This window comes from Methylobacterium sp. NPDC080182 (assembly GCF_050281105.1).
Taxonomy (GTDB): Bacteria; Pseudomonadota; Alphaproteobacteria; order Rhizobiales; family Beijerinckiaceae; genus Methylobacterium.
On sequence record NZ_JBNNWO010000007.1, the window covers coordinates 228,419 to 250,187 of the forward strand.

Consider the following 21,769-nt stretch of genomic DNA (forward strand, 5'->3'; position numbering starts at 1 on the left):
GCCCGGGGTGAACGCCGCGCCGGACTTGCACCTTCGGCTGCGTTGTTCATTGTCTGTTCGATGGACGAGACCCTGGCCAAGAAGCTGCGCATCCTCGCGGACGCCGCCAAGTACGACGCCTCCTGCGCCTCCTCGGCCGCGCCGAAGCGGGCGGCCGGCAAGGACGGGCTCGGGTCGACCACCGGCGCCGGGATCTGCCACGCCTACACGCCCGACGGGCGGTGCGTCTCGCTCCTCAAGATCCTGCTGACGAACTGGTGCCTATTCGACTGCGCCTACTGCGTGAACCGGCGCTCCTCGAACGTGCGGCGGGCGAAGTTCACCGTGGAGGAGGTCGTGAACCTCACCCTGAACTTCTACCGGCGCAACTACATCGAGGGGCTGTTCCTCTCCTCCGGCATCATCAAGTCGCCGGATCACACGATGGAGCTGCTGACCCGCGTGGCGAAGTCGCTCCGGCGCGACCACGGCTTCGCCGGCTACATCCATCTCAAGTCGATCCCGGAGGCGAGCCCCTGGCTGATCGAGGAGGCGGGCCTCTACGCCGACCGGCTCTCGATCAACGTCGAGCTGCCGACCGAGGCGAGCCTGGAGCGGCTCGCGCCCGAGAAGGACGGGGCCGCGATCCAGGGGGCGATGGCGCAGATCGGCGAGCGCATCGTGCAGGCCAAGGCCGAGAAGCGCCGCTTCTCGCCGGCCGGCCACTCGACGCAGGTGATCGTCGGCGCGGACGCCACCACCGACGAGGCCCTGATCCGCAAGAGCGCGCTGCTCTACGGCAGCGTCGGCCTGAAGCGGGTTTACTACTCTGCCTACAGTCCGATCCCGGACGGCTCAGCGATCCTGCCGCCGAAGCCGCCGCCGCTCCAGCGCGAGCACCGGCTGTACCAGGCCGACTGGCTGCTCCGGTACTACGAATTCACCCCCGACGAGGTGGCCGACGCGTCGGAGGGCGGGATGCTCGCCCTCGACATCGACCCGAAGCTCGCCTGGGCGCTGAAGCACCGGGACAAGTTCCCGGTGGACGTGAACCGCGCCGACCGGGAATGGCTGCTGCGGGTTCCGGGGCTCGGGGCGCGGGCGGTCGACAAGATCGTCAGGGCGCGCCGCCACGCGACCTTGCGCCTCGACGACGTCGCCCGGCTGACCTCCGGCCTGAAGCGGGCGCGGCCGTTCCTCGTCGCCGCCGACCATCGGCCGGTCGGGCTCACCGACCGGCTCGACCTGCGGACGCGGCTGGTCGAGCCCGCGGCGCAGCTGAGCCTGTTCTGATGGGAGCGGGTCACGCGCCGAGTCCTTCTCCCTCCCTGAAGAGAGGGGATTCGCTGTCGCCGCGCGCCGTCGCGCTGCGCCCCGGCGCCGATCTCGACGGTTTCCGCAACGCCGCCCGGAGCCTCGTCGCGCGGGGCGTCGCGCCCGAAGCCGTGACGTGGTCGGTGTCGGACGCGCCCGGCCTGTTCGGCAGCGACGCTGAGCCGGCGAGCGGCACGCCGCTCGTCCTGCCGAAGGCCGTCGCCGGCCTGATCCCGCAGGTGATCCCCCACCGCGATCCGGAGCGCTACGGCCTGCTCTACGCGCTGATCTGGCGGGTCTGCCGCGGCGAGCGGCACCTGATGGAGGTCGGCAGCGACCCGCTGGTCCACCGCCTGCACCGGATGGCGAAGGCGATCGGGCGCGACCTCCACAAGATGCACGCCTTCCTGCGCTTCCGCCGGGCGGAGGGACCGGACGGCGAGCGCTACGTCGCGTGGTTCGAGCCGGACCACCACATCCTCGAGGCGGCGGCACCGTTCTTCGTCGATCGCTTCCGCGGGATGCGCTGGTCGATCCTGACGCCCGAGGGCTCGGCCCATTGGGACACCGAGACCCTGACTTTCGGGCCGCCCGGCGACCGCGCCCATCTTCCGGAGGGCGACGGCTTCGAGGCCGGCTGGCAGACCTATTACGAGAGCACGTTCAACCCGGCCCGCACCAACCTGAAGGCGATGCGGGCGGAGATGCCCAAGAAGTACTGGCACAACATGCCCGAGACGGCCGCGATCCCGGCCCTGGTCCGGGCGGCGGCCGGGCGAACCGAAGCCATGATCGAGAGGGAGCCGACCTTGCCCACACGCCGCGAACCCGCCCGGGCCGTCGCCGCCATGGCCGACCAGGATCCCAAGAGCCTCGACGAGCTGAACGCGATCATCCGCCGGACCGAGCCGCTGGTTCCGGGGGCCACCCAGGCCGTGCTCGGCGAGGGGTCGGTCGGGGCGACGGTGGCCTTCGTGGGCGAGCAGCCCGGCGACCAGGAGGACCGGCAGGGCCGGCCCTTCGTCGGGCCCGCTGGCCAGCTGCTCTCCCGCGCCATGGCGGAGGCCGGGATCGACCGGGGCGCGAGCTACCTGACGAACGCGGTCAAGCACTTCAAGTTCGAGGAGCGCGGCAAGCGCCGCATCCACCAGAAGCCGACAGCCGGCGAGGTCAGCCACTACCGGTGGTGGCTCGACCGGGAGCTCGAATTCGTCGGTCCGAAGCTCGTCGTGGCGCTCGGCGCGACCGCCGTGCTGGCGCTGACCGGCAAGGCGATCCCGATCACCCGGGCGCGCGGCCCGTTCCGCTTCGACCGGCACGACAACCGATTCCAGGGCTTCATCACGGTCCACCCGTCCTACCTGCTCCGGTTGCCGGACGAGGCGAAGGCGGAGGCCTACGCGGCCTTCGTGGACGACCTGCGCCGGGTGGAGGCGCTCGGGCGCGAGCTCACGGCCTGATCCTCCTCTGCCGCGGTTCTGCTATGCTGGCGGCCGCCGATTCCCTCCGGTCCCGCCGCCATGGACAAGCTCGCCGCCCTCGACATCCTGCGCGCCAACGAGGCGGAACTGCGCCGCCGCGGCGTTCTGCACGCGGCCTTGTTCGGTTCGGTTGCCCGGGGCGACGCGCAGCCCGACAGCGATCTCGACGTGATGATCGAGATCGACCGGGAGCGCGTGCGCGACCTCTTCACCTATGCCGGCCTGTGCCGCTTCATCGACGATCTGTTCCCGGTTCCGGTCGACGTGGCCGACCGGGAGAGCCTGAAGCCGCGCGTCCGTCAGCGGGCCGAGCACGATGCGGTTTCCGCCTTCTGAACGGGCGCTCGCCGCCTGCGAGGACATCATCGACAACGCCGATGCCGCTCAGCGCTTCGTCGCCGGCATGTCGTTCGAGGCCTTCGTGGCGGACCTGCGGACCAACTACGCGGTCGTCCGCTGCCTGGAGATCGTCTCGGAGGCGAGCCGACGGCTGACCGACGCGATGCGCGAGCGCCATCCGGATGTTCCGTGGCGCGACATCGCCTCCATCGGAAACGTCTTTCGTCACGGCTACCATGGCGTCAAGCTGGACATCGTCTGGCGGACCGTCCACGAGCGCTTGCCCGTTCTCGTCGCGGCCTGCCGCGCCGAAATCGCCCGCGCGCCCGACTCCTGATCGCCCCGAGCCGCCTGAGCCCATGACCGACTCGAAGCCCGACTCGAGCCCCGAGACCAAGCCCGTCGGACCCGGCGATCAGGTGATCCTGGTCGACGGCTCGTCCTTCATCTTCCGGGCCTATTTCCAGTCGATCAACCAGGACCAGAAGTACAATTCGCGCCCCTCCGACGGGCTGCCCACCGGCGCCGTGCGGCTGTTCTGCACCAAGATCGCGCAGTTCCTGCAGGACGGCGCCGCCGGCACCATGCCGAGCCATCTCGGGATCGTCTTCGACAAGTCGGAGGGCTCGTTCCGCAAGGAGATGTTCCCCGACTACAAGGGCCACCGCCCGGACGCGCCAGACGACCTGAAGCGCCAGATGCCGCTGATGCGCGACGCGGTGCGCGCCTTCGGCCTGCACGCGGTGGAGCTGGAGCGCTACGAGGCCGACGATCTCATCGCCACTTACACCCGCCAGGCCGAGGCGCGGGGCGCGGGCGTCATCATCGTCTCGTCCGACAAGGACCTGATGCAGCTCGTCGGGCCGCAGGTGCGGTTCTACGATTTCGAGTCGGGTGCCAAGGGCAAGCCCGGCTACCGGCCCGAGCGCAACCTCGACGTCGAGGCGATCGTCGCCAAGTGGGAGGGCCTGCAGCCGAACCAGATCGGCGACGCGCTGGCGCTCATCGGCGACACCTCCGACAACGTGCCGGGCGTGCCCGGCATCGGCCTGAAGACGGCCGCGGCGCTGATCAAGGAGTTCGGCAGCCTCGAGGCCCTGCTGGAGCGGGCGGGCGAGATCAAGCAGCCCAAGCGGCGGGAGACGCTGCTCGCCAACGTGGATCAGGCCAAGCTGTCGCGCAGGCTCGTGGCGCTGATGGAGGACGTACCGGTCCCGGTGCCGCTGGACGACCTCGGCGTGCCTCAGCCCAATCCCGAGAAGCTGGTCGGCTTCCTGAAGGCGATGGAGTTCAACACGCTGACGCGCCGCATCGCCCAGATGCTGCACGTCGATCCCGAGGCGGTGAAGCCCGACCCGCGCCTCCTGCCGGGCGCCCGGCCGCACGGCTACGGCAACACCGCCGGCGGCAGCGACGCGGTGCCGTTCTTCGGCGATTCCGTGCCGCCGGATCCCGAGACCGCGGCCGCCGGGGCCGAGCGACCGCCGGGCGCCGCCCCGCCGGAGGGCGGCGAGATCGATCCCTTCGCCGATCTCGACCTGCCGGACGCGCCCGCCAAGCCCCGGGCGCCCGTCGAGGCGACCCCCGGCAACGTGGTGGCGGCCCGGGCCGCGGAATCCGTGGCGCCGTTCGACACCGCCGCCTACGAGACGGTCTCGTCCCTGGAGCAGCTCGACGCCTGGATCGCCGAGGCCGAGGAGGCCGGCGTGATCGCGGTCGACACCGAGACCGACTCGCTCGATGCCCACAGGGCCGGCCTCGTCGGCGTCTCGCTGGCGGTCGCCACCGGCCGGGCCTGCTACATCCCGCTGGCCCACGTCCAGGCCGCCAAGGTGCAGGCGGACGCCACCGACCTGTTCGGCGAGGGCGCCGCGCCCTCCGACGTGGTCGAGCCGGTGCCGGGCCAGATCCCCCTGAAGGAGGCCGTCGCCCGGCTGAAGCCGCTCCTCGAGCACCCCGGCGTCCTGAAGGTCGGCCAGAACCTCAAGTACGACTGGGTGGTGCTCGCCCGCTACGGCATCGAGGTCGCGCCGTTCGACGACACGATGCTGATCTCGTACGTGCTCGACGCCGGCAAGGGCGGCCACGGCATGGACGAGCTGGCCCGCCGGCACCTCGGCCACCAGCCGATCACCTTCTCGGACGTGGCCGGCACCGGCCGCAACAAGGTGACGTTCGACCGCGTCGCCATCGACAAGGCCACCGCCTACGCGGCCGAGGACGCGGACGTGACCCTGCGCCTGTGGCGGATGATGAAGCCGCGCCTCGTGGCCGAGCACCGGGTCGCCGTCTACGAGACCCTGGAGCGGCCCCTGCTGCCGGTGATCGCCCGGATGGAGCAGCGCGGCATCCGCGTCGACCGGGAGATGCTGAGCCGCCTGTCCGGGGATTTCTCGCAGATCCTCGTCCGCCTGGAGGAGGAGATCCAGGAGGATGCCGGGGAGAAATTCTCGGTCGGCTCGCCGAAGCAGATCGGCGACATCCTGTTCGGGAAGATGGGTCTGCCGGGGGCCAAGAAGACGCCGTCGGGCCAGTGGGCCACGCCCGCGACCCTGCTGGAGGAGCTGGCCCAGGCGGGCCACGAGCTGCCCAAGAAGATCCTGGAGTGGCGGCAGCTCTCGAAGCTGAAATCCACCTACACGGACGCGCTCCAGGCCCATGCCGACCGCGAGACGGCGCGGGTCCACACCTCGTTCTCGCTGGCGGCGACCACCACGGGGCGGCTGTCCTCCTCCGAGCCGAACCTGCAGAACATCCCGATCCGCACCGAGGAGGGTCGCCGGATCCGCCGCGCCTTCGTGGCGGCGCCCGGCAACCGGCTGATCTCGGCCGACTACTCGCAGATCGAGCTGCGGCTGCTGGCCCACATGGCCGACATCCCGGAACTCCGGAAGGCGTTCGAGGACGGGATCGACATCCATGCGGCGACCGCCTCGGCGATGTTCGGCGTGCCGCTCAAGGAGATGACCCCCGACCTGCGGCGCCGGGCGAAGACCATCAATTTCGGCATCATCTACGGCATCTCGGCCTTCGGCCTCGCCGACCGGCTGGGCATCGGCCGCGAGGAGGCCTCGGCGTTCATCAAGCAGTATTTCGAGCAGTTTCCGGGCATCCGGGACTACATCGAGACCACCAAGAAGAGCTGCCGCGACAAGGGCTACGTCACGACCCTGTTCGGCCGCGTGTGCCACTACCCGCAGATCCGCTCCAACAACCCCTCCGAGCGCGCCAGCGTCGAGCGGCAGGCGATCAACGCGCCGATCCAGGGCTCGGCCGCCGACATCATCCGGCGGGCCATGACGCGGATGGAGGCGGCCCTCGCCGCGAAGAAGCTCAGGGCGCGCATGCTGCTGCAGGTGCACGACGAGCTGGTGTTCGAGGCGGCCGAGGACGAGGTGGAGCGGACGATCCCGATCATCCGCGGCGTCATGGAGGAGGCGCCGGCGCCGGCCCTGACCCTGAAGGTGCCGCTGGTGGTCGAGGCCAACGCGGCGGGCAACTGGCAGGAGGCGCATTGACGGGTCGGACCGAGGCTCAGCCGGCCGTCTTCGCGAGCGGAGCGAGGCGATCCCGTCGGCGCCGCGCTTTCCGACGTCCCGTAGCCCTGGGTCGCTTCGCTCCGCCCGCGAGGACGGCGGCGCGCTGAGACGACGTCGTCGAACCGCGACCGGGCAGCTTGGAGATGCCGCCGAAGACGGTCATACGCCGTACGCCCATGACCTGCATCGCTCAGAGCCCGTGACCGACCCCTTCCCCTTCCTCTCCGGCGGCGGCGAGGCCGCGCGGATGATCCGCGCGCGCGACTGGTCGGGTCATCCCCTGGGGCTTCCGCAGACGTGGCCGGCGGAGTTCCGCGCGGCCCTGTCGCTCGTCCTCAACTCGCCGGAATCGATGATCCTGGCCTGGGGGCCCGACCTCCACTTCTTCTTCAACGACACCTACTTCCCGCTGCTCGGCCCCCGGCTGCCCTGGGCGATGGGCGAGCGGTTCGACGTGGTCTGGGCCGATGCCTGGGATCAGGCCAAACCGATCATCGACGCCGCCATGGCGGGCCGCCCGGAGCGCTTCGTCGATCTGCCGTGGCAGCTCGACACCGACCGCGGCGCCCGGGAGACGTGGTGGACCTTCTCGTACTCGCGGGTTCTCGACGCCGAAGGCCGGGTCGCCGGCCTGTTCATCCTCACCAACGAGACCACCGGCCGGGTCCTGGCGGACGCCGCCCTCAAGGAGAGCCAGGGCCGGCTGGAGGCCGCCCTGGCCGAGTTGCGCCAACTCAACGCCACGCTGGCGCAGCAGGTCGAGGAGCGCACGGCCGACCGCAACGCCCTGTGGACGCTCTCGTCCGACATGATGCTGCGCTGCCTGTTCGACGGGACCATCACCGCGGTGAACCCGGCCTGGACCGAGGTGCTGGGCTGGCGCCCGGACGAGCTGATCGGAACGAAGCTCATCGCCTTCGTCCACCCGGACGATCTCGACCGCACCGTCGAGGGCGCGCGCCAGCTCTCCGCGGGGGCGAGCCTCGCGCGCTTCGACAACCGCTACCGCCACCGGGACGGCGGCTATCGCTGGATCAGCTGGGCGGCCCGGCCGGGGGAGGGCGTCATCAACGCGGTCGGCCGCGACTTCACCGCGGAGCGCGAGCGCGCCGACGCCCTGGCCGCCGCCGAGGAGGCCCTGCGCCAGTCGCAGAAGATGGAGGCGGTCGGCCAGCTGACCGGCGGCATCGCCCACGACTTCAACAACCTGCTCGCCGGCATCTCCGGCTCGCTGGAGCTGATCCAGACCCGGCTCGGCCAGGGCCGCGTCATGGACGTCGACCGCTACATCAACGCCGCGCAGGGGGCCTCGAAACGGGCCGCGGCGCTGACCCACCGGCTGCTCGCCTTCTCGCGTCGCCAGACCCTCGACCCGAAGCCCACCGACGTGAACCGGCTGGTGGCCGGCATGGAGGAGCTGATCCGCCGCACCGTGGGCCCCGCCGTGGTGGTCGAGGTCGTGGCGCCGCCCGGCCTCTGGCCGGCCCTGGTCGACCCGCCGCAGCTCGAGAACGCGCTCCTCAACCTGTGCATCAACGCCCGGGACGCGATGCCGGAGGGCGGGCGCATCACGATCGAGACCGCCAATGCGTGGCTCGACGAGCGCGCCGCCCGGCGCCACGACATGCCGCCGGGCCAGTACCTGTCGCTGTGCGTCACCGACACCGGCAGCGGCATGGCGCCGGAGATCGTCGGCAAGGTGTTCGAGCCGTTCTTCACCACGAAGCCCCTGGGGCAGGGCACCGGCCTCGGCCTGTCGATGATCTACGGCTTCGCGCAGCAATCGGGCGGCCAGGTGCGGATCCACTCGGAGGTCGGCAGGGGCACGACGGTCTGCCTGTACCTGCCCCGCCACCGCGGCGCGGTCGCCGAGGAGGACGCGCACGCCGCCGTCGGCGCGCCGCCGCGGGCCGCGCCGGGCGAGACCGTGCTGGTGGTCGACGACGAGCCGACCGTGCGCATGCTGGTCACCGAGGTGCTGGAGGATCTCGGCTACACGGCGATCGAGGCCGCCGACAGCGCGGCCGGCCTCAAAGTGCTGCAATCCGACGTGCGCATCGACCTGCTGGTGTCCGACATCGGATTGCCGGGGGGCATGAACGGGCGCCAGATGGCCGAGGCCGGGCGGCTCACGCGGCCGGGCCTCAAGGTCCTGTTCGTCACCGGCTACGCCGAGAGCGCGGTCTTCGGCAACGGGCCCCTCGAGGCCGGGATGCAGGTCATCACCAAGCCGTTCGTGGTGGAGGTGCTGGGCGCCCGCATCCGCGAGATGATCGGAACGGCTTGACCGCACGGTCGGTTCGGGCCTGATCGGCCGGGAAACGCCGGGGAGGAGGGACGCCATGCGGGCGCTGCTGTGCACGAGGCTCGACGGGCCGGACCATCTGGAGATCGTCGAGCGCCCCGACCCGGTGCCGGGCCCCGGGCAGGCGCTGGTGCGGATACGGCTGGCGGCCCTGAACTTCTTCGACACGCTGATCACCGCCGGGCGCTACCAGGTGAAGCCGACCCTGCCGTTCTCGCCGGGCGGCGAGGGGGTCGGCGTGGTCGAGGCGCTGGGCGAGGGCGCCGCGGGCGTGTCCGTGGGCGACCGGGTGATCGTCCATGCCGGGCACGGCTGCTGCGCGGAACTGATCGCCCTCGACGCCGCCCGGCTCACGCCGGTGCCGGACGCCGTGCCGGACGAGCAGGCGGCCGGGCTGACCATCACCTACGGCACCTCGCTGCACGCCCTGGCGAACCGCGCGCGCCTGCGGCCCGGCGAGTGGCTGGCGGTCCTCGGCGCCTCCGGGGGCGTCGGCCTCGCCGCCGTCGAGCTCGGCCGGCTGATGGGCGCCCGGGTGATCGCCTGCGCCTCCTCGGAGGAGAAGCTATCGGTCGCCCGCGCCCACGGCGCCGAGGCGGGCGTGGTCTACGACCCGGCGACGCTCAAGGACGAGCTGCGCCGGATCTCGGGCGGCGGGATCGACGTGGTCTACGACGCGGTCGGCGACGCCTACGCGGAGCCGGCCCTGCGGGCGCTCGGCTGGCGCGGGCGCTTCCTCGTCATCGGCTTCGCCGCCGGCGCCATCCCGCGGCTGCCGCTGAACCTGATGCTCCTCAAGGAACTCGACGTGCAGGGCGTCCACTGGGGCGCCTTCCTGGACCGGGAGCCGGAGGCGCACCGGGCCGATCAGCGCCGGCTCCTCGACTGGGTCGCCGCGGGCAGGCTCACCGCGCAGGTCCACGGCGTCTACCCGCTGGCGGAGTACCCGGAGGCCTTCGGCCTCCTGACCCGCCGCGCGGCGGTGGGCAAGGTTCTCCTGCGGCCCTGACCCGGGGCGCGGCCGCCCGCCTCAGCGCGGATCGGCGCGCGACCCGCAGCGCGGCGTCGGCGGGCGACGCGCTATGCGTTCCGCGCCGATCTGCGGCGCAGATCGCTGCCGCAGTAGAGGTTGCGGAAAAATCTGTCTTTCATCTTCATGCATCCCGACGCGACGGTGTCGTCCTCTGTGGTGCCCGAGATGAGACTGCGAAGAAGTATCGTATCGAAGCTGATACTGCCCTCGATCGTCGGCTTTCTGCTTTTCCTGGCAAGCTCGGCCGTCGGCTTGATGCAGATACAGGCCATCAACGCCGCCGCCGTGGAGACCCGCGACGTCTGGGTGCGCAAGGACAACGATCTCCATACGATTCGATTCCTGATGCTGCGGTACCACACGACGACGATCCGCAAGGTGGTCGCCGTCGACGACGGTGAGAACCGGGACCTCGATGCCGAGTTCGTCGAGATGGATCGGTCCATCCCCGAGGCCTTCCAGAGCTACCGCGCGCGCGCGACGACGCCCCGGGAGCGCGCGCTCTGGGACGCGTTCGAGGGGCGGTGGAAGGTCTATCGCACCGCCCAGGAGGCGATCCTCGCGCCGCTCAGGCGCGGCGACCGGAACGCGGCCCGCGACGCCATCGCGCCCGCCCGCCCGCCGCTCGTGGCCGCCTTCGATGCCCTGGCGGATCTGGCCCAGGTCACCGCCGAGGGCACGAACGTCTCGGTCCAGCGCTCCGAGGACGCGTTCCGGACGGCGTGGTCCGTCACCGTCGCGCTCGCGGTCATCGGGTTGCTCATGACCGGCGCGGCGGTCTGGTGGGTCTGGCACCGGGTCGCCCGCCCGATCCGGTCCCTGGCCGGAACCATGGGCCGGCTCGCGGCCGACGACCTCGACGCGGCCGTCGGCGGTTCCGAGCGCGGGGACGAGATCGGCGTCATGGCGGCGTCCGTCCAGGTCTTCAAGGACGGCCTGATCCGGGCGCGCATGCTCGAGCACGACGCCGCACAGGCCCGCGCCACGGCCGAGGCGGAGCGGCGGAGCGGCATGCACCGGATCGCCGACGCCTTCGAGGGCACGGTCGGCGGCATCATCGGCACGGTCTCGGCCGCCGTCGCCGCGCTGCAGGACACGGCCTCGGCCATGAACGAGGCTGCCGCCGACACCGCCGATCGCTCCATCCGGGTGGCGAGCGCGGCCGAACGCGCCGCCAGCACCGTCAGCGTCGCGGCGGCGGCGGCCGAGGAACTCGGCGCCTCCGTCCAGGAGATCGGCCGCCAGGTCGCGGGTTCGACGGAACTGACACAGTCGGCGGTCGCGGACGCGGCGGCGACCGCGCATCTGGTCCAAGAGCTGAACGGGGCGGCGATCCAGATCGGCCATGTCGTGACCCTGATCTCGACCATCGCCGAGCAGACGAATCTCCTCGCGCTGAACGCCACGATCGAGGCGGCGCGGGCCGGCGCGGCGGGCCGCGGCTTCGCCGTCGTGGCCGCGGAGGTGAAGGAATTGGCCGGTCAGACCGCGCGGGCAACCGACGAGATCGGCGGCCACGTCGCCCGGATCCAGTCTTCCACCGGCGACGCCGTCACGGCGATCGGACGCATCGGCGGTCGGGTTCAGGAACTCAGCGCGGTGGCGACGCGGATCGCCAGCGCCGTGGAGCAGCAGGGCGCCGCGACGCAGGAGATCGTCCGCAACGTCTCCCAGGCCGCCCAGGGGGCAGCGGACGTCACCAGCACCATCACGGGCGTCGCCGACGCGGCGAAGGGGACCGGAGCGGCGGCCGATCAGGTTCTCACGGCAGCCTCGGAGCTGTCGAACCGGTCCGGCCACCTCAGGGACGAGGTGACGCGCTTCCTCGCGACCGTCCGCGCGGCCTGAGCGCGCGGGATCGGCGCAAACGCGGACCTCCGGCCGCGCGCCCGGCGCGCCGGCTCAGAGGAGCCCGCGCGCCTTGGCTAGGCCGACCAGGTCCGCCTGCGGGCGGGCGCCGATATGCTGGATGACCTCGGCGGCCGCGAGCGTGCCCAGGCGGGCGCTGGCGACGTTGTCGAGCCCGCGGGCGTGCCCGGCCAGGAAGCCGGCCGCGAACAGGTCGCCCGCGCCGGTCGTGTCGACCACGGTCTGGACCGGGCTCGCCTCGACGGCCCGGACCTCGCCGCCCTGAACCACCAGGGCGCCGTCGGCCGAGCGCGTGACGAGGCCGAGCAGGTGCCGGCCGCGGGCGTTGCGCTCGTCGCGCAGGGCCGCCACGGCGGCCTCGGGATCCTCGGTCTCGTAGAGGCTCTGCAGCTCGGCCATGTTGGCGAACAGGATGTCGATGCTGCCGTCCCGCACGAGGCCGAGGAACTCGTCGCGGTAGCGGCCCACGCAGAACGCGTCCGAGAGGGTCAGCGCGACGGCGTTGCCCGCCTGATGGGCGAGCTGCGCGGCCTTGCGGAACGCGTCCTTGGCGGCCGGCGGATCCCACAGGTAGCCCTCGAGATAGACGACGCGGGCCGAGCTCACGAGCGCCTTGTCGACGTCGTCGGGCGACAGGCCCTGGCAGGCGCCGAGATACGTGTTCATCGTGCGCTCGCCGTCCGGCGTCACGAGCACGAAGCACCGGGCGGTGGCCGGCCCCTCGGCGGCGGCCGGGACGGCGAAGTCGACGCCGGTCGCCTTGAGGTCGTGGCTGAACAGGCCGCCGAGCTCGTCGTTCCGGACCTTTCCGACGAAGCCGGTCTTGGCCCCGAGGAGCGCCGCGCCGACCGCGGTGTTGGCGCCCGAGCCGCCCGACACGATCGTCGCCGGTCCCATCGCCTGGAACAGCGCCTCGGCCCGCGGCTCGTCGATGAGCTGCATCGCGCCCTTGGTGACGCCCTGCGCCGACAGGAAGGCGTCGTCCGTGCGGGCGATCACGTCGACGATCGCGTTGCCGAGCACGAGGAGATCGAGGGGTGCAGTCATCCGGGCGTCCTGATTCGCGTTCGCGCCGCTGTGGCATCCGCCTCGGATCGGATCAAGCGCCGTCGTCGGCGGGCGCGAGGTCGGCGAACAGCTCCGGCACGGGCAGGCGCAGGCCGGGCGGCGTCAGGTCCAGCGTCTCCCGGGTCGCGATGCGGGTCTCGATCAGGCCGCCCTGCGCGCGGCGGTGATGGATGACGAGACGCTTCACCGGATCCACGATCAGATAGTGGATGACGCTCTCCAGACCGAAGTAGCGGGTCAATTTCAGGCCCGAGTCCACCGCGCGTGTGCCCGGCGACTGAACCTCGACGACGATGACGGGATCCGGCACTTCGATGGCATCGAGATCCATCCGGGGCCCACAATAGACCAGTGCATCCGGTTCGAACGTCGTCGTGCTGTCGATGCGGACCGTCATGCCGTCAGGCATCATGTGGCAGACGACACCGGAGGCTCTGATCGCGCGATTCAGGGCTGTCTGTGCTGCGAACTTGACCAACGCATGTCCGGCCCGCTCCGGTGACATCGCGAACACCTCGCCATCGACCAGCTCGAAGCGCCCCGGCTGCCCCTCGGCCCAGGCGAGAAACTCGTCGACCGTCATCCGGGATCTCGGCTGAGCGACCATGCCCGAGGTTAGCACGGATTCGGCTTGCCGGGAGCTGTGCTCCTCACGGGCCTCACCCCGCGATCTTCTCCAGCGCGACGTCCCGCGTCCGGGGACCCAGCAGCCCGACGAGCAGGCCCGCGGCCAGCATCGCCACCGAGATAAACAGGAACACGCCCGGCGTCCCGGCCTCCCGCAGCACGAACGCGATGACGAAGCCGGTGAAGATCGCCGAGAAGCGGCTCCAGGAATAGACGAAGCCGACCGCCCGGGCCCGGATGCCCGTGGGGAACAGCTCGGCCTGATAGGCGTGGAAGCTGTACGACATCACGTTCGAGGCCAGCGTCAGGCCGATGCCGAGCGCCACGATGACGGTGACGTCCCGCGTCTGCGCGAAGGCCAGGCCGCAAGCGATGTAGAGGAGGGCGGCGGCCACGATGACGTGCTTGCGCTCGAACCGGTCGGCGATGGCGAGGCCGATCAGGGGCCCGACCGGGGCGGCCAGCGCGATCAGCGCCGTGTAGGCGAGGCTCGACGTCACCGTGATGCCCTGGGCCACCAGGAGGGTCGGCACCCAGTTGGCGAAGCCGTAGAAGCCGACCGTCTGGAAGACGTTGAACCCCGCCATCATCAGGGCGCGGCGCCGGTAGGGCTGGACCCACATGTCGCGGAACGCGCCGCGCGGCTGCACCGGCTCCGGCGCGGCCGGTGCGGGAAGCGCGCCGCCGTGCTCGGCCGCGATCCGCGCCTCCAGCCGCCGCAGGACCGCCTCGGCCTCCGCCAGACGGCCGTGCTCGACGAGCCAGCGCGGGCTCTCCGGCAGGCCCGCCCGCATCCACCAGACCACGATCGCCGCCGAGGCGCCGATCAGCACCACCCAGCGCCACCCGTCGATGCCGAGGGGCGCCGCCGGGATCAGCAGGTAGGACAGGAACGCCACGACCGGCACGGCGGTGAAGCCGATGCCCTGGCACAGGGCGAAGGCCCGGCCCCGGATCGCCTTCGGCACCAGCTCGGACAGGTAGCTGCCGATCGTCACCATCTCCAGGCCGAGGCCGATCCCCGCGATCAGGCGCCAGAGATTGAGGCCGAAGGCGTCGCTCTGGCAGGCCATCACCACGTTGGCGGCGGTGTAGGACAGCAGCGACCACGTGAAGATCGCCCGCCGGCCGAACCGGTCGGCGAGCCAGCCGCAGGCGATGGTGCCGATGAACAGGCCGGTGAAGAGGGCCGCCACGAAGCTCGCGACGCCGCTGGCGCCGAACAGGCCCGGGGTCGTCGGCGTGAGGATCCCGGCCTTGACGAGGCCCGGCGCGACGTAGCCGGTGAACAGCAGGTCGTAGAGCTCGAAGAAGAAGCCGAGGCCGAGCAGCACCACGAGGCGCCAGACCGTCGGCGTCGCCGGAAGCCGGTCGAGGCGGGCCAGGATGGCGCCGGGATCGAGACCTTCCTCGGCAGCCCGGACTGCCGTACGCGTCGCCATGCCGGTGCGCCCCGTTTCGGCGCCGCGGCGCCCTGCCGGCGCAGTGCCGCGGAAGCGGGCGCCGCGCAAGAGGGTGCGACGCGGGGAGCGGCGCTCCCCTCAGGCGCCGAAGACGGACCAGCCCATGCGCTGCGTCAGCCGCTCCAGGGCGATGCGGCCGAGATGGGAATTGCCCGCCGCGTCGAGGCCGGGCGACCAGACGGCGATGGACGCCTTGCCGGGCGCGATCGCCAGGATGCTGCCGCCGACCCCGCTCTTGCCCGGCAGGCCGACGCGGTAGGCGAACTCGCCCGACCCGTCGTAGTGGCCGCAGGTCAGCATGATCGCGTTGATGCGGCGCGCGCGCTCGGCCGAGACCACCGAGTGGCCGGTCGACGGGTTGACGCCGTTATGCGCCAGGAACCGTCCGGCCCGCGCGAGCTGGCGGCAGTTCATCGCGATGGCGCAGTGATGGAAGTAGACGCCGAGCGTGAAGTCGACCGGATTGTCGAGGACGCCGAACGACTTCATGTAGTTGGCCAGCGCGGTGTTGCGGAAGCCCGTGCGCTTCTCCGAAGCCGCCACCGTCTCGTCGATGGTGATGCTGGAATCCTGGGCCAGGAACTGCATGAAGCGCAGGATCTCGCCCAGCGCCTCGCGGGGCTCGTGGCCCGAGAGGATCACGTCGGTGACCGCGATCGCGCCCGCGTTGATGAAGGGGTTGCGCGGCACGCCGCGCTCCCGCTCCAGCTGCACGATGGAATTGAACGGATTGCCCGAGGGCTCGCGGCCGACCCGTTTCCAGAGGCGGTCGCCGACCATGCCGAGGGCGAGGGTGAGCGTGAACACCTTCGACACGCTCTGGATCGAGAACGGCGTCTCGCTGTCGCCGCCGGTGAAGACCTGCCCCTCGGCGTCGATCACCGCCAGGCCGAACTGGCCGGGATCGACCCGGGCGAGCTCCGGGATGTAGTCCGCGACCGCACCCCGGTCGGGGCGCTGGGCCATCTCCTCGGAGATCTCCCGGATGACGTGGGCAAGGTCGGGCACGGTCGGGCTCGGGCGTCGCGTTGCGTCGGAACCGGGCCGGTTCGCGACGTCTCAGGCGATGCAAGGTCCGGTCCGGCCGCGCGGTGATCTAGCAGTGCCGGGCGGGCGTGGGAACCGGAGCGGCCGTGCCTGCGCGACGATCAGCCGGCGAGCGCCGGCCGCCGGGCCGTCACTCGATCCGCACCGTCATCGCGAGCGCAGCGAAGCGACCCAGGGATGCGCCACGCTCGGGCATCGCGTGCCTCACTGGATTGCTTCGCTGCGCTCGCAAAGACGGCTGCGGTGCGTCTGCTCGGCGAGAAGGATCATCACGCGGCGGCGAGCGCCATCGCCATGGATTCCTTCTTCATCAGCTCCCGGAAGAAGCCGTCGAGATGGGTCAGCTTGTCGGGCGAGCCGTCCTGCGCGATGCGGCCGCCGTCGAGCACGACGATCCGGTCGAAATCCTGCAGCGTCGAGAGACGGTGCGCGATCGCGATGACGGTCCGGCCCTTCATCAGGTTGGCGAGGGCGTGACGGATCGCCTGCTCGGATTCGGCGTCGAGCGCCGAGGTCGCCTCGTCGAGCAGCAGGATCGGCGAGTTCTTCAGGATCGCCCGGGCGATGGCGATGCGCTGGCGCTGGCCGCCCGAGAGCTTCACGCCGCGATCGCCCACGATCGTGTCGAAGCCTTCCGGCAGGGCCTTGATGAAGTCGGTGCAGTGCGCCGCCTCGGCCGCCTGCCAGACCTCCTCGTCGGTCGCCTCGGGCCGGCCGTAGCGGATGTTCTCACGCAGGGAGCGGTGGAACATCGAGACGTCCTGCGGCACGACCGTGATGGCCTCGCGCAGGGATTCCTGCGTGACGCGCTCGATGTTCTGCCCGTTGATGCGGATCGCGCCGCTCTGCACGTCGTAGAAGCGCTGGATCAGAGAGAACAGGGTCGACTTGCCGCCGCCCGACCTGCCCACGAGGCCGACGCGCTGGCCGGGCTCGATGACGAGGTCGAAGTCGGTGAAGACGGGGCGCCCGTCCGGATAGCTGAACGCGACGTGCTCGAACTCGATCTTGGCGCCCTGGCCGCTGAGCGGCTGCGCCTCCGGATGGTCCACGAGGTCGTGGGGCTGGAGCAGGGTGTGCAGCGCCTCGGAGAGGCGGGCGGTGTGCTGGGTCGCGTCGACCAGCGCCACCGCGAGGTCGCGGGTCGCGGCGAGGATGCGGATGCCGAGCGTGCAGACGAGGACCACCTGACCGTTCGTCGCCTGGCCGGCCTCCCACATCTGGATCGCCCAGTAGAGCAGGCCGAACACGGCGAGCACGGTGAGCACCGCGTGCACGATGCGCAGCTTCTCGAGGTAGAGCAGGGACGAGCGGCGGGCGCGCATCTCGGTGGCGACGGTGCCCTCGAAGCGCTGGCCCTCGCGCTTGAACGCCGAGAAGGCGCGCACGAGCGACATGTTGCCGACGAGGTCGACCATCTCGCCGTCGACGGAGGCGGCCTTGGCGGCGAAGTCGTGGTGCAGCGGCTTGCCGGCCGCGGCCATCTTGAACATCAGCACGACGACGGCCGCGAACACGCCCGCCAGGATGCCCGCCATGGTGAGGTTGACGGTGGCGATGTAGGCGATCGATCCGAAGGCCGCGACCGTCGGCGGCATCACGTTGAACACGAACATGTTCTCGACCGTGAAGATCGCGTTCGAGGTCGCCGTGATCCGCGACGCCAGGGTGCCCGGCTGGCGGTCGGAGAAGAAGGTCGGGGAGTGGCCGGTCAGGTGCCGGAACAGGTCGCGCCGGATGTCGCCCGTGATGCCCACGAAGGTGAAGGCGCCGGTCAGCGCGGCTACGCGCCAGAGCATGTTGTCGGCGGCGATGAAGGCGATCAGGACCGCCAGGGCGCCCCAGATCACGGTGTTGTCGGGGCCGGGACCCTTCGTCAGCGCGTCGACCACGCCCTTCAGGGCGTAGTCGGTGGAGACCGAGAAGCCGACGGCGCCGAGCACCGAGATCAGGATGACCAGGTGCGGCAGCCAGCGGCGCCGGAGATACCGTCCGACGAAGGCGAAGGGCCTGTCGGCGTATCGGTGCAGCTCTTCCATCGCGGTGACCATTCCGTATTCGCGCGGCTTTGGCTTACGGGCTGAGGCGGAGTGCAGCGCGGGCGCAGTCTGACCCGCAGCGGCAACGCGAGAGCGTTGCCATATGTTTCACCGGCTCGCACCTTCGCCGCGCTTTTATCCGCAGAACCTGAACGCCGCTTGAGCGGCTTGGAAACACCCGAGCGAATCCGATGCCGCGCCGGGTCAGGCCGCGCGCTCCGGCTGGCGCGTCTCCGGCATGATCAGCGCCACCAGCATGAAGGCTGCGAAGCCGACGACCGCGAGCCCCAGGAAGGCGCTGTGGCTGCCGAGATGGTCGGCCATGATGCCGGCGAGCGAGGTCGAGAGGGCCGCGCCGATGCCCATGGCGGTCCCGACCGCACCGAGGGCGAGGTTGAAGCGGCCGGTGCCGCGGGTGAGGTCCGACACGATCAGCGGCACCATCACGCCCAGCACCGAGGCCGAGATCCCGTCGAGCACCTGGATGGCGACGAGGCCGTAGGGGTTGGTCGTGTAGGCGAGCAGCAGGCCGCGGACCGGGAGGGCGCCGAAGCCGAACAGCAGCACCGGGTAGCGGCCGAAACGCTCGGCGGCCCGGCCGACCGCCGGGGCGCTGACCGCGAGGACGGCCTGCGGGACCATGATGCAGGCCGCCACCAGCGCGGTCGCGGTCTCGCTCGCCCGCAGGGTCAGGACGCTGCCGACGAGGGGCAGCATCGCGGCGTTGGCGAGGAAGAACAGCACCATGCAGGCCGCGAAGCACAGGAGGCCGCGGTTGGTCAGGAGCGCGCGGATTCCGTCCTGGCCGGACGCGGGCGCCGTCGAGGCCGGCGCCGCCTGGGCCGGGGCCGGCTCCTTGAACACGCCCGGATCGATGTCCTGGGCGCGGATGCGCGCCAGCGCGATCACCGTCGGGATCCCGAGGGCGGCGGTGAGGTAGAAGACGGCGCCGTTCGACAGGTAGTAGCCGATGGCGCCCATGCCGGCCGCGCCGAGGGCGTTGCCGAGGGCGGCGAAGCTCGCGTTCCGGCCGAGGCGCTCGCCGGCCCGGGCGCGCCCGACCAGGCCGATGCTGATCGCCGCGATGGCCGGCGTCAGCACGCAGCTCGCGGCCGAGTGGAGCGCCATCGCCAGGAGCACGATCAGGAAGCTCGGCCAGACCGCCAGCGCGAAGGCGCTGCCGGCGATCCCGATGACCGCCACGGCGGCGGCGAAGCGCTTCGAGCGCACGACGTCGACGAAGGCGCCCCCCGGCACCTGGCCGAGGAGCGCCACGAGGCTGCCCACCGTCAGGGCGAAGCCGATGTCGGACTGGGTCCACTTGGCCTGGGAGAAGTAGACCGCCAGGAACGGGCCGAACCCGGTCTGCAGGTTCGCGACGAAGAACGCGAAGGCGTCGAGGCCGTAGCGGCTCGCCGACGAGATCGCGCGTTCGCCGTGGACCGCCGAGCCTGCCGGTGCGCGCGCGGCCTCGGCCGCCTGATCCTTCAGGCGGGTCGGACGGGAGCGGATGTCCTGCCGGGGCACGTCGCGCTCGCGGGGGGCGGCGGCGGTTCTGACCTTCAACCGGGCCACCGTCACTTATCCGGTGCCTTCTCCGGGGGCGGGGCGGGCGCGGGCGCGGGCACAGGCGCGGCGGGGGTCGGCGGGGTCGCGGCGGCCGGCGCCGCGGCGCCCGAGGCTGCGTTGCCGGGCGCCGGCGCGGCCGGGGCCGGGGCCGACTGCGGCGGCGTCGCGGAGCCCGCCGTCGGCGCGGCCGCCTGCTCGCCCTCGGCCGCGGGCGCGGCCGGGCTGGCGGGGCCCAGGACCACGATCGGCTCGCCGGCCTTGTATTCCGGGGAGACGCGGACCTGATTGCGGGTCAGCGCGACCGACAGCTTGCGCTCCTTCCCGCCGTCCGGCGTGAAGCGCAGGGCGCGCCAGTCCACGGCGATCTTGCGGGTTCCCACACCGAGGAAGCCGCCGAAATCGATGATGGCGGCGCGGGGATGACCCTCCTTGTCGATGATGATGTCGATGACGCGCCCGAGCTCGTCGCCGCCGGCGCTGCGCACGCTGCGGCCGAGCAGGCTCTCGTAATCCTGCGTGTCGAGGACGGTGGCGGGTGTCCCCTGCTGCTGGGCCTGGGCCGCGGAGGGCGGCGCGCCCGCGGCAGCCGGCGGGCTGGCGGGCGGGGCGGCCGGGGTCGCCGCGGGCGGTGGCGTCGGGGCCGGTACCGGGGCCGGCGTCTGGCCCGGCATCTGGCCCGGGGTCTGGGCCGGCGGTGCGGATGGCGGCGCGGCCGGACTCTGCGGCGCGGCCTGACCGGCAGGACCCTCGCTGCCGCTCACCTGGGCCTGCGCCGCGGCCCCCGACGCCCAGAGGGCGAGCGTCACGGCCGCGATCATCCGGTTGGTTCTGAACACGCTTCGTCCTCTGAGGAAAGGCCGGGCCGCGCCGGCGTGCCGGCGCGTCCACGACCGCATTCGGCCGGTTCCGGGTCCGCCGCCGGCAGGATCCCGCCCGCGGATGGCGTCGTGCCGCAGGACCTGGGCGAAGTTATGGACCGCGGCGGCCTCGCAGCAAGGCTCGGGCCGCGCGGGGCGCTCGCACGGCCCGAGGGGGCGGCGTCATCCCCCGGCGTCCCGCGGCGCTGTCTGGTTTTCGCCGCATCCCCAGCGTAGACAGCCGCGCATAAACCCACGCGAGCCGCGGATGGCACCGTGGCCACTGTCGAGGACTACACGATGTCGACCCTCACCACGTCGCGATGCGCGGCAGCGCGCGGCCTCGCGCTCGGTGCTGCCCTGTCCGGTCTCGTGGCCGGCTGTCAGGCGCTCGGCGGAGGCGGAGGCGTGATGCCGGCGACGGAGGTCGGGCTGCCGCCGTCGCTGCGCGGTTCGCTGCCGAACCGCGAGCCGCGCAACGCCGCGGTCGATGCCGACGGTCAGCCTCTCCAGACGGCGCCGACGAGGCAGCTCGCGATTCCCAAGACCGCCGGCGGCGCCACGCGGACGGCCGACAGCGGCGAGCGCCGCATCCGGCGCGAGGATCTCGACGGCGGCAACGCGGCCGTCGGCGGCAGCGGCGGCAGCGGCTCGATGGGCCCGATGCTGTCGCCGGGTGGCAGCGTCGGCCTCGGCGGGAAGTTCTGAGCCGGCACGTCCCGGGGCCCGCTCCGCAGCGAAGCGTCCGCGCGCCGCGACGCGGGATGATCCGCGCCCGACAGCCCGGGTCGACGAGCCAGGCCTAACCGGCCGCCTGGCTCGGCGCCTCCGCGAGCACGCCGGGCTCGAGATCGACCACGTAGCCGCCGAGTTCAGTGCTGTAGCTCAGCGCCTTCCAGGGCAGCGGGTGGTGGGTCTCGCCGAGCCCAAGGAAGCCTCCGAAGGCCAGAACCGCGTAGGCGACCTGTCCGGAGATCTTGTCCACCATGAAATTGTGGATAGCGCCGAGGTGGCGGCCGCTGCGGTCGTAGACGGCGGTGCCTTCGACCCTGTTGGACGCGATCAGACGCGGCGTCTCGTCGATGGCGACGCCTTCGCCGGCGGCGGGGTCGAGCTCCAGCGTGCCGGGCTTTCTCAGGGTGCGCTCGTTGGGCAGGTCCGTCGGCATGATCTCTCCCGGTTCGCGCGCGGGGTCGTGCCCGCGCGGCGGTCCCTCGGCTCACTAAGCGCGCCGGTCGGG

The 21,769-nt window shown here is 71.9% G+C and carries 17 protein-coding genes and 1 pseudogene; 9 read left to right on the forward strand and 9 right to left on the reverse strand.

All coding sequences use genetic code 11. The features are described 5' to 3' along the window. Positions 1 to 60: 60 nt before the first annotated feature. The 7 genes from ACQKQD_RS14655 (at position 61) to ACQKQD_RS14685 (ending at position 9,966) form a co-directional block, all read left to right on the forward strand. Positions 61 to 1,272: a putative DNA modification/repair radical SAM protein gene (locus ACQKQD_RS14655; protein ID WP_427508704.1), complete on the forward strand. Its 1,212-nt coding sequence runs from the start codon at positions 61 to 63 to the stop codon at positions 1,270 to 1,272. Then, positions 1,272 to 2,753 carry a UdgX family uracil-DNA binding protein gene (locus tag ACQKQD_RS14660; RefSeq protein WP_427508705.1) on the forward strand — a complete coding sequence of 494 codons (1,482 nt, stop codon included), beginning with the start codon at positions 1,272 to 1,274 and terminating at the stop codon, positions 2,751 to 2,753. Before ACQKQD_RS14655 ends, ACQKQD_RS14660 begins: the two co-directional genes overlap by 1 nt. Positions 2,754 to 2,813: 60 nt before the next feature. Beyond that, positions 2,814 to 3,110 carry a nucleotidyltransferase family protein gene (locus ACQKQD_RS14665; protein WP_427508706.1) on the forward strand — a complete coding sequence of 99 codons (297 nt, stop codon included), beginning with the start codon at positions 2,814 to 2,816 and terminating at the stop codon, positions 3,108 to 3,110. Next, complete coding sequence (locus tag ACQKQD_RS14670; RefSeq protein ID WP_427508707.1) at positions 3,091 to 3,450, forward strand: HepT-like ribonuclease domain-containing protein; 360 nt, start codon at positions 3,091 to 3,093, stop codon at positions 3,448 to 3,450. Before ACQKQD_RS14665 ends, ACQKQD_RS14670 begins: the two co-directional genes overlap by 20 nt. A 22-nt stretch (positions 3,451 to 3,472) precedes the next feature. Beyond that, entirely contained in the window at positions 3,473 to 6,631 is a 3,159-nt protein-coding gene (polA, locus tag ACQKQD_RS14675) for a DNA polymerase I (RefSeq protein WP_427508708.1), read from the forward strand. A gap of 220 nt (positions 6,632 to 6,851) precedes the next feature. Then, on the forward strand, positions 6,852 to 8,939 hold the full coding sequence (locus ACQKQD_RS14680; protein WP_427508709.1) for an ATP-binding protein: 2,088 nt from the start codon (positions 6,852 to 6,854) through the stop codon (positions 8,937 to 8,939). A gap of 55 nt (positions 8,940 to 8,994) precedes the next feature. Further along, positions 8,995 to 9,966, forward strand: coding sequence for an NADPH:quinone oxidoreductase family protein (locus ACQKQD_RS14685; RefSeq protein ID WP_427508710.1), 972 nt, complete (start codon positions 8,995 to 8,997; stop codon positions 9,964 to 9,966). Positions 9,967 to 10,037: 71 nt separating this feature from the next. On the opposite strand, the gene ACQKQD_RS14690 is transcribed toward ACQKQD_RS14685, so the two are convergent. Beyond that, positions 10,038 to 10,304 carry a hypothetical protein gene (locus ACQKQD_RS14690; RefSeq protein WP_244540734.1) on the reverse strand — a complete coding sequence of 89 codons (267 nt, stop codon included), beginning with the start codon at positions 10,302 to 10,304 and terminating at the stop codon, positions 10,038 to 10,040. Here ACQKQD_RS14690 and ACQKQD_RS14695 point away from each other — a divergent pair. After that, positions 10,213 to 11,838, forward strand: a complete 1,626-nt coding sequence (locus tag ACQKQD_RS14695) for a methyl-accepting chemotaxis protein (protein WP_244539831.1) — start codon at positions 10,213 to 10,215, stop codon at positions 11,836 to 11,838. The genes ACQKQD_RS14690 and ACQKQD_RS14695 overlap by 92 nt on opposite strands. Positions 11,839 to 11,892: 54 nt before the next feature. Here the strand turns inward: ACQKQD_RS14695 and ACQKQD_RS14700 are convergent, their stop codons facing one another. The 7 genes from ACQKQD_RS14700 to ACQKQD_RS14730 form a co-directional block, all read right to left on the reverse strand. Next, the gene (locus ACQKQD_RS14700; protein ID WP_091926249.1) at positions 11,893 to 12,906 is read right to left on the reverse strand and encodes an adenosine kinase; all 1,014 of its coding nucleotides are present in this window, start codon (positions 12,904 to 12,906) and stop codon (positions 11,893 to 11,895) included. Between the two features lie 52 nt (positions 12,907 to 12,958). After that, entirely contained in the window at positions 12,959 to 13,510 is a 552-nt protein-coding gene (locus tag ACQKQD_RS14705; RefSeq protein ID WP_020092525.1) for a Uma2 family endonuclease, read from the reverse strand. Positions 13,511 to 13,586: 76 nt separating this feature from the next. Further along, positions 13,587 to 14,996: an MFS transporter gene (locus ACQKQD_RS14710; protein WP_091976878.1), complete on the reverse strand. Its 1,410-nt coding sequence runs from the start codon at positions 14,994 to 14,996 to the stop codon at positions 13,587 to 13,589. Positions 14,997 to 15,095: 99 nt separating this feature from the next. Further along, positions 15,096 to 16,025 carry a glutaminase gene (locus ACQKQD_RS14715; RefSeq protein ID WP_091976879.1) on the reverse strand — a complete coding sequence of 310 codons (930 nt, stop codon included), beginning with the start codon at positions 16,023 to 16,025 and terminating at the stop codon, positions 15,096 to 15,098. A gap of 308 nt (positions 16,026 to 16,333) precedes the next feature. Next, positions 16,334 to 18,103 (reverse strand): ABC transporter ATP-binding protein, encoded by a 1,770-nt coding sequence (locus ACQKQD_RS14720; protein WP_026604824.1) that lies wholly within the window; start codon positions 18,101 to 18,103, stop codon positions 16,334 to 16,336. Between the two features lie 204 nt (positions 18,104 to 18,307). Then, positions 18,308 to 19,684, reverse strand: a complete 1,377-nt coding sequence (locus tag ACQKQD_RS14725; protein ID WP_042669687.1) for an MFS transporter — start codon at positions 19,682 to 19,684, stop codon at positions 18,308 to 18,310. Beyond that, entirely contained in the window at positions 19,681 to 20,490 is an 810-nt protein-coding gene (locus ACQKQD_RS14730; protein WP_427508734.1) for a PRC-barrel domain-containing protein, read from the reverse strand. Before ACQKQD_RS14730 ends, ACQKQD_RS14725 begins: the two co-directional genes overlap by 4 nt. 339 nt (positions 20,491 to 20,829) lie before the next feature. On the opposite strand from ACQKQD_RS14730, the gene ACQKQD_RS14735 reads away from it, so the two are divergent. Beyond that, on the forward strand, positions 20,830 to 21,237 hold the full coding sequence (locus ACQKQD_RS14735; RefSeq protein WP_026604823.1) for a hypothetical protein: 408 nt from the start codon (positions 20,830 to 20,832) through the stop codon (positions 21,235 to 21,237). A gap of 97 nt (positions 21,238 to 21,334) precedes the next feature. On the opposite strand, the pseudogene ACQKQD_RS14740 reads toward ACQKQD_RS14735, so the two are convergent. Further along, positions 21,335 to 21,697 (reverse strand): annotated as a pseudogene (locus ACQKQD_RS14740) (PRC-barrel domain-containing protein); the annotation flags it as partial. Between the last annotated feature and the right edge of the window lie 72 nt (positions 21,698 to 21,769).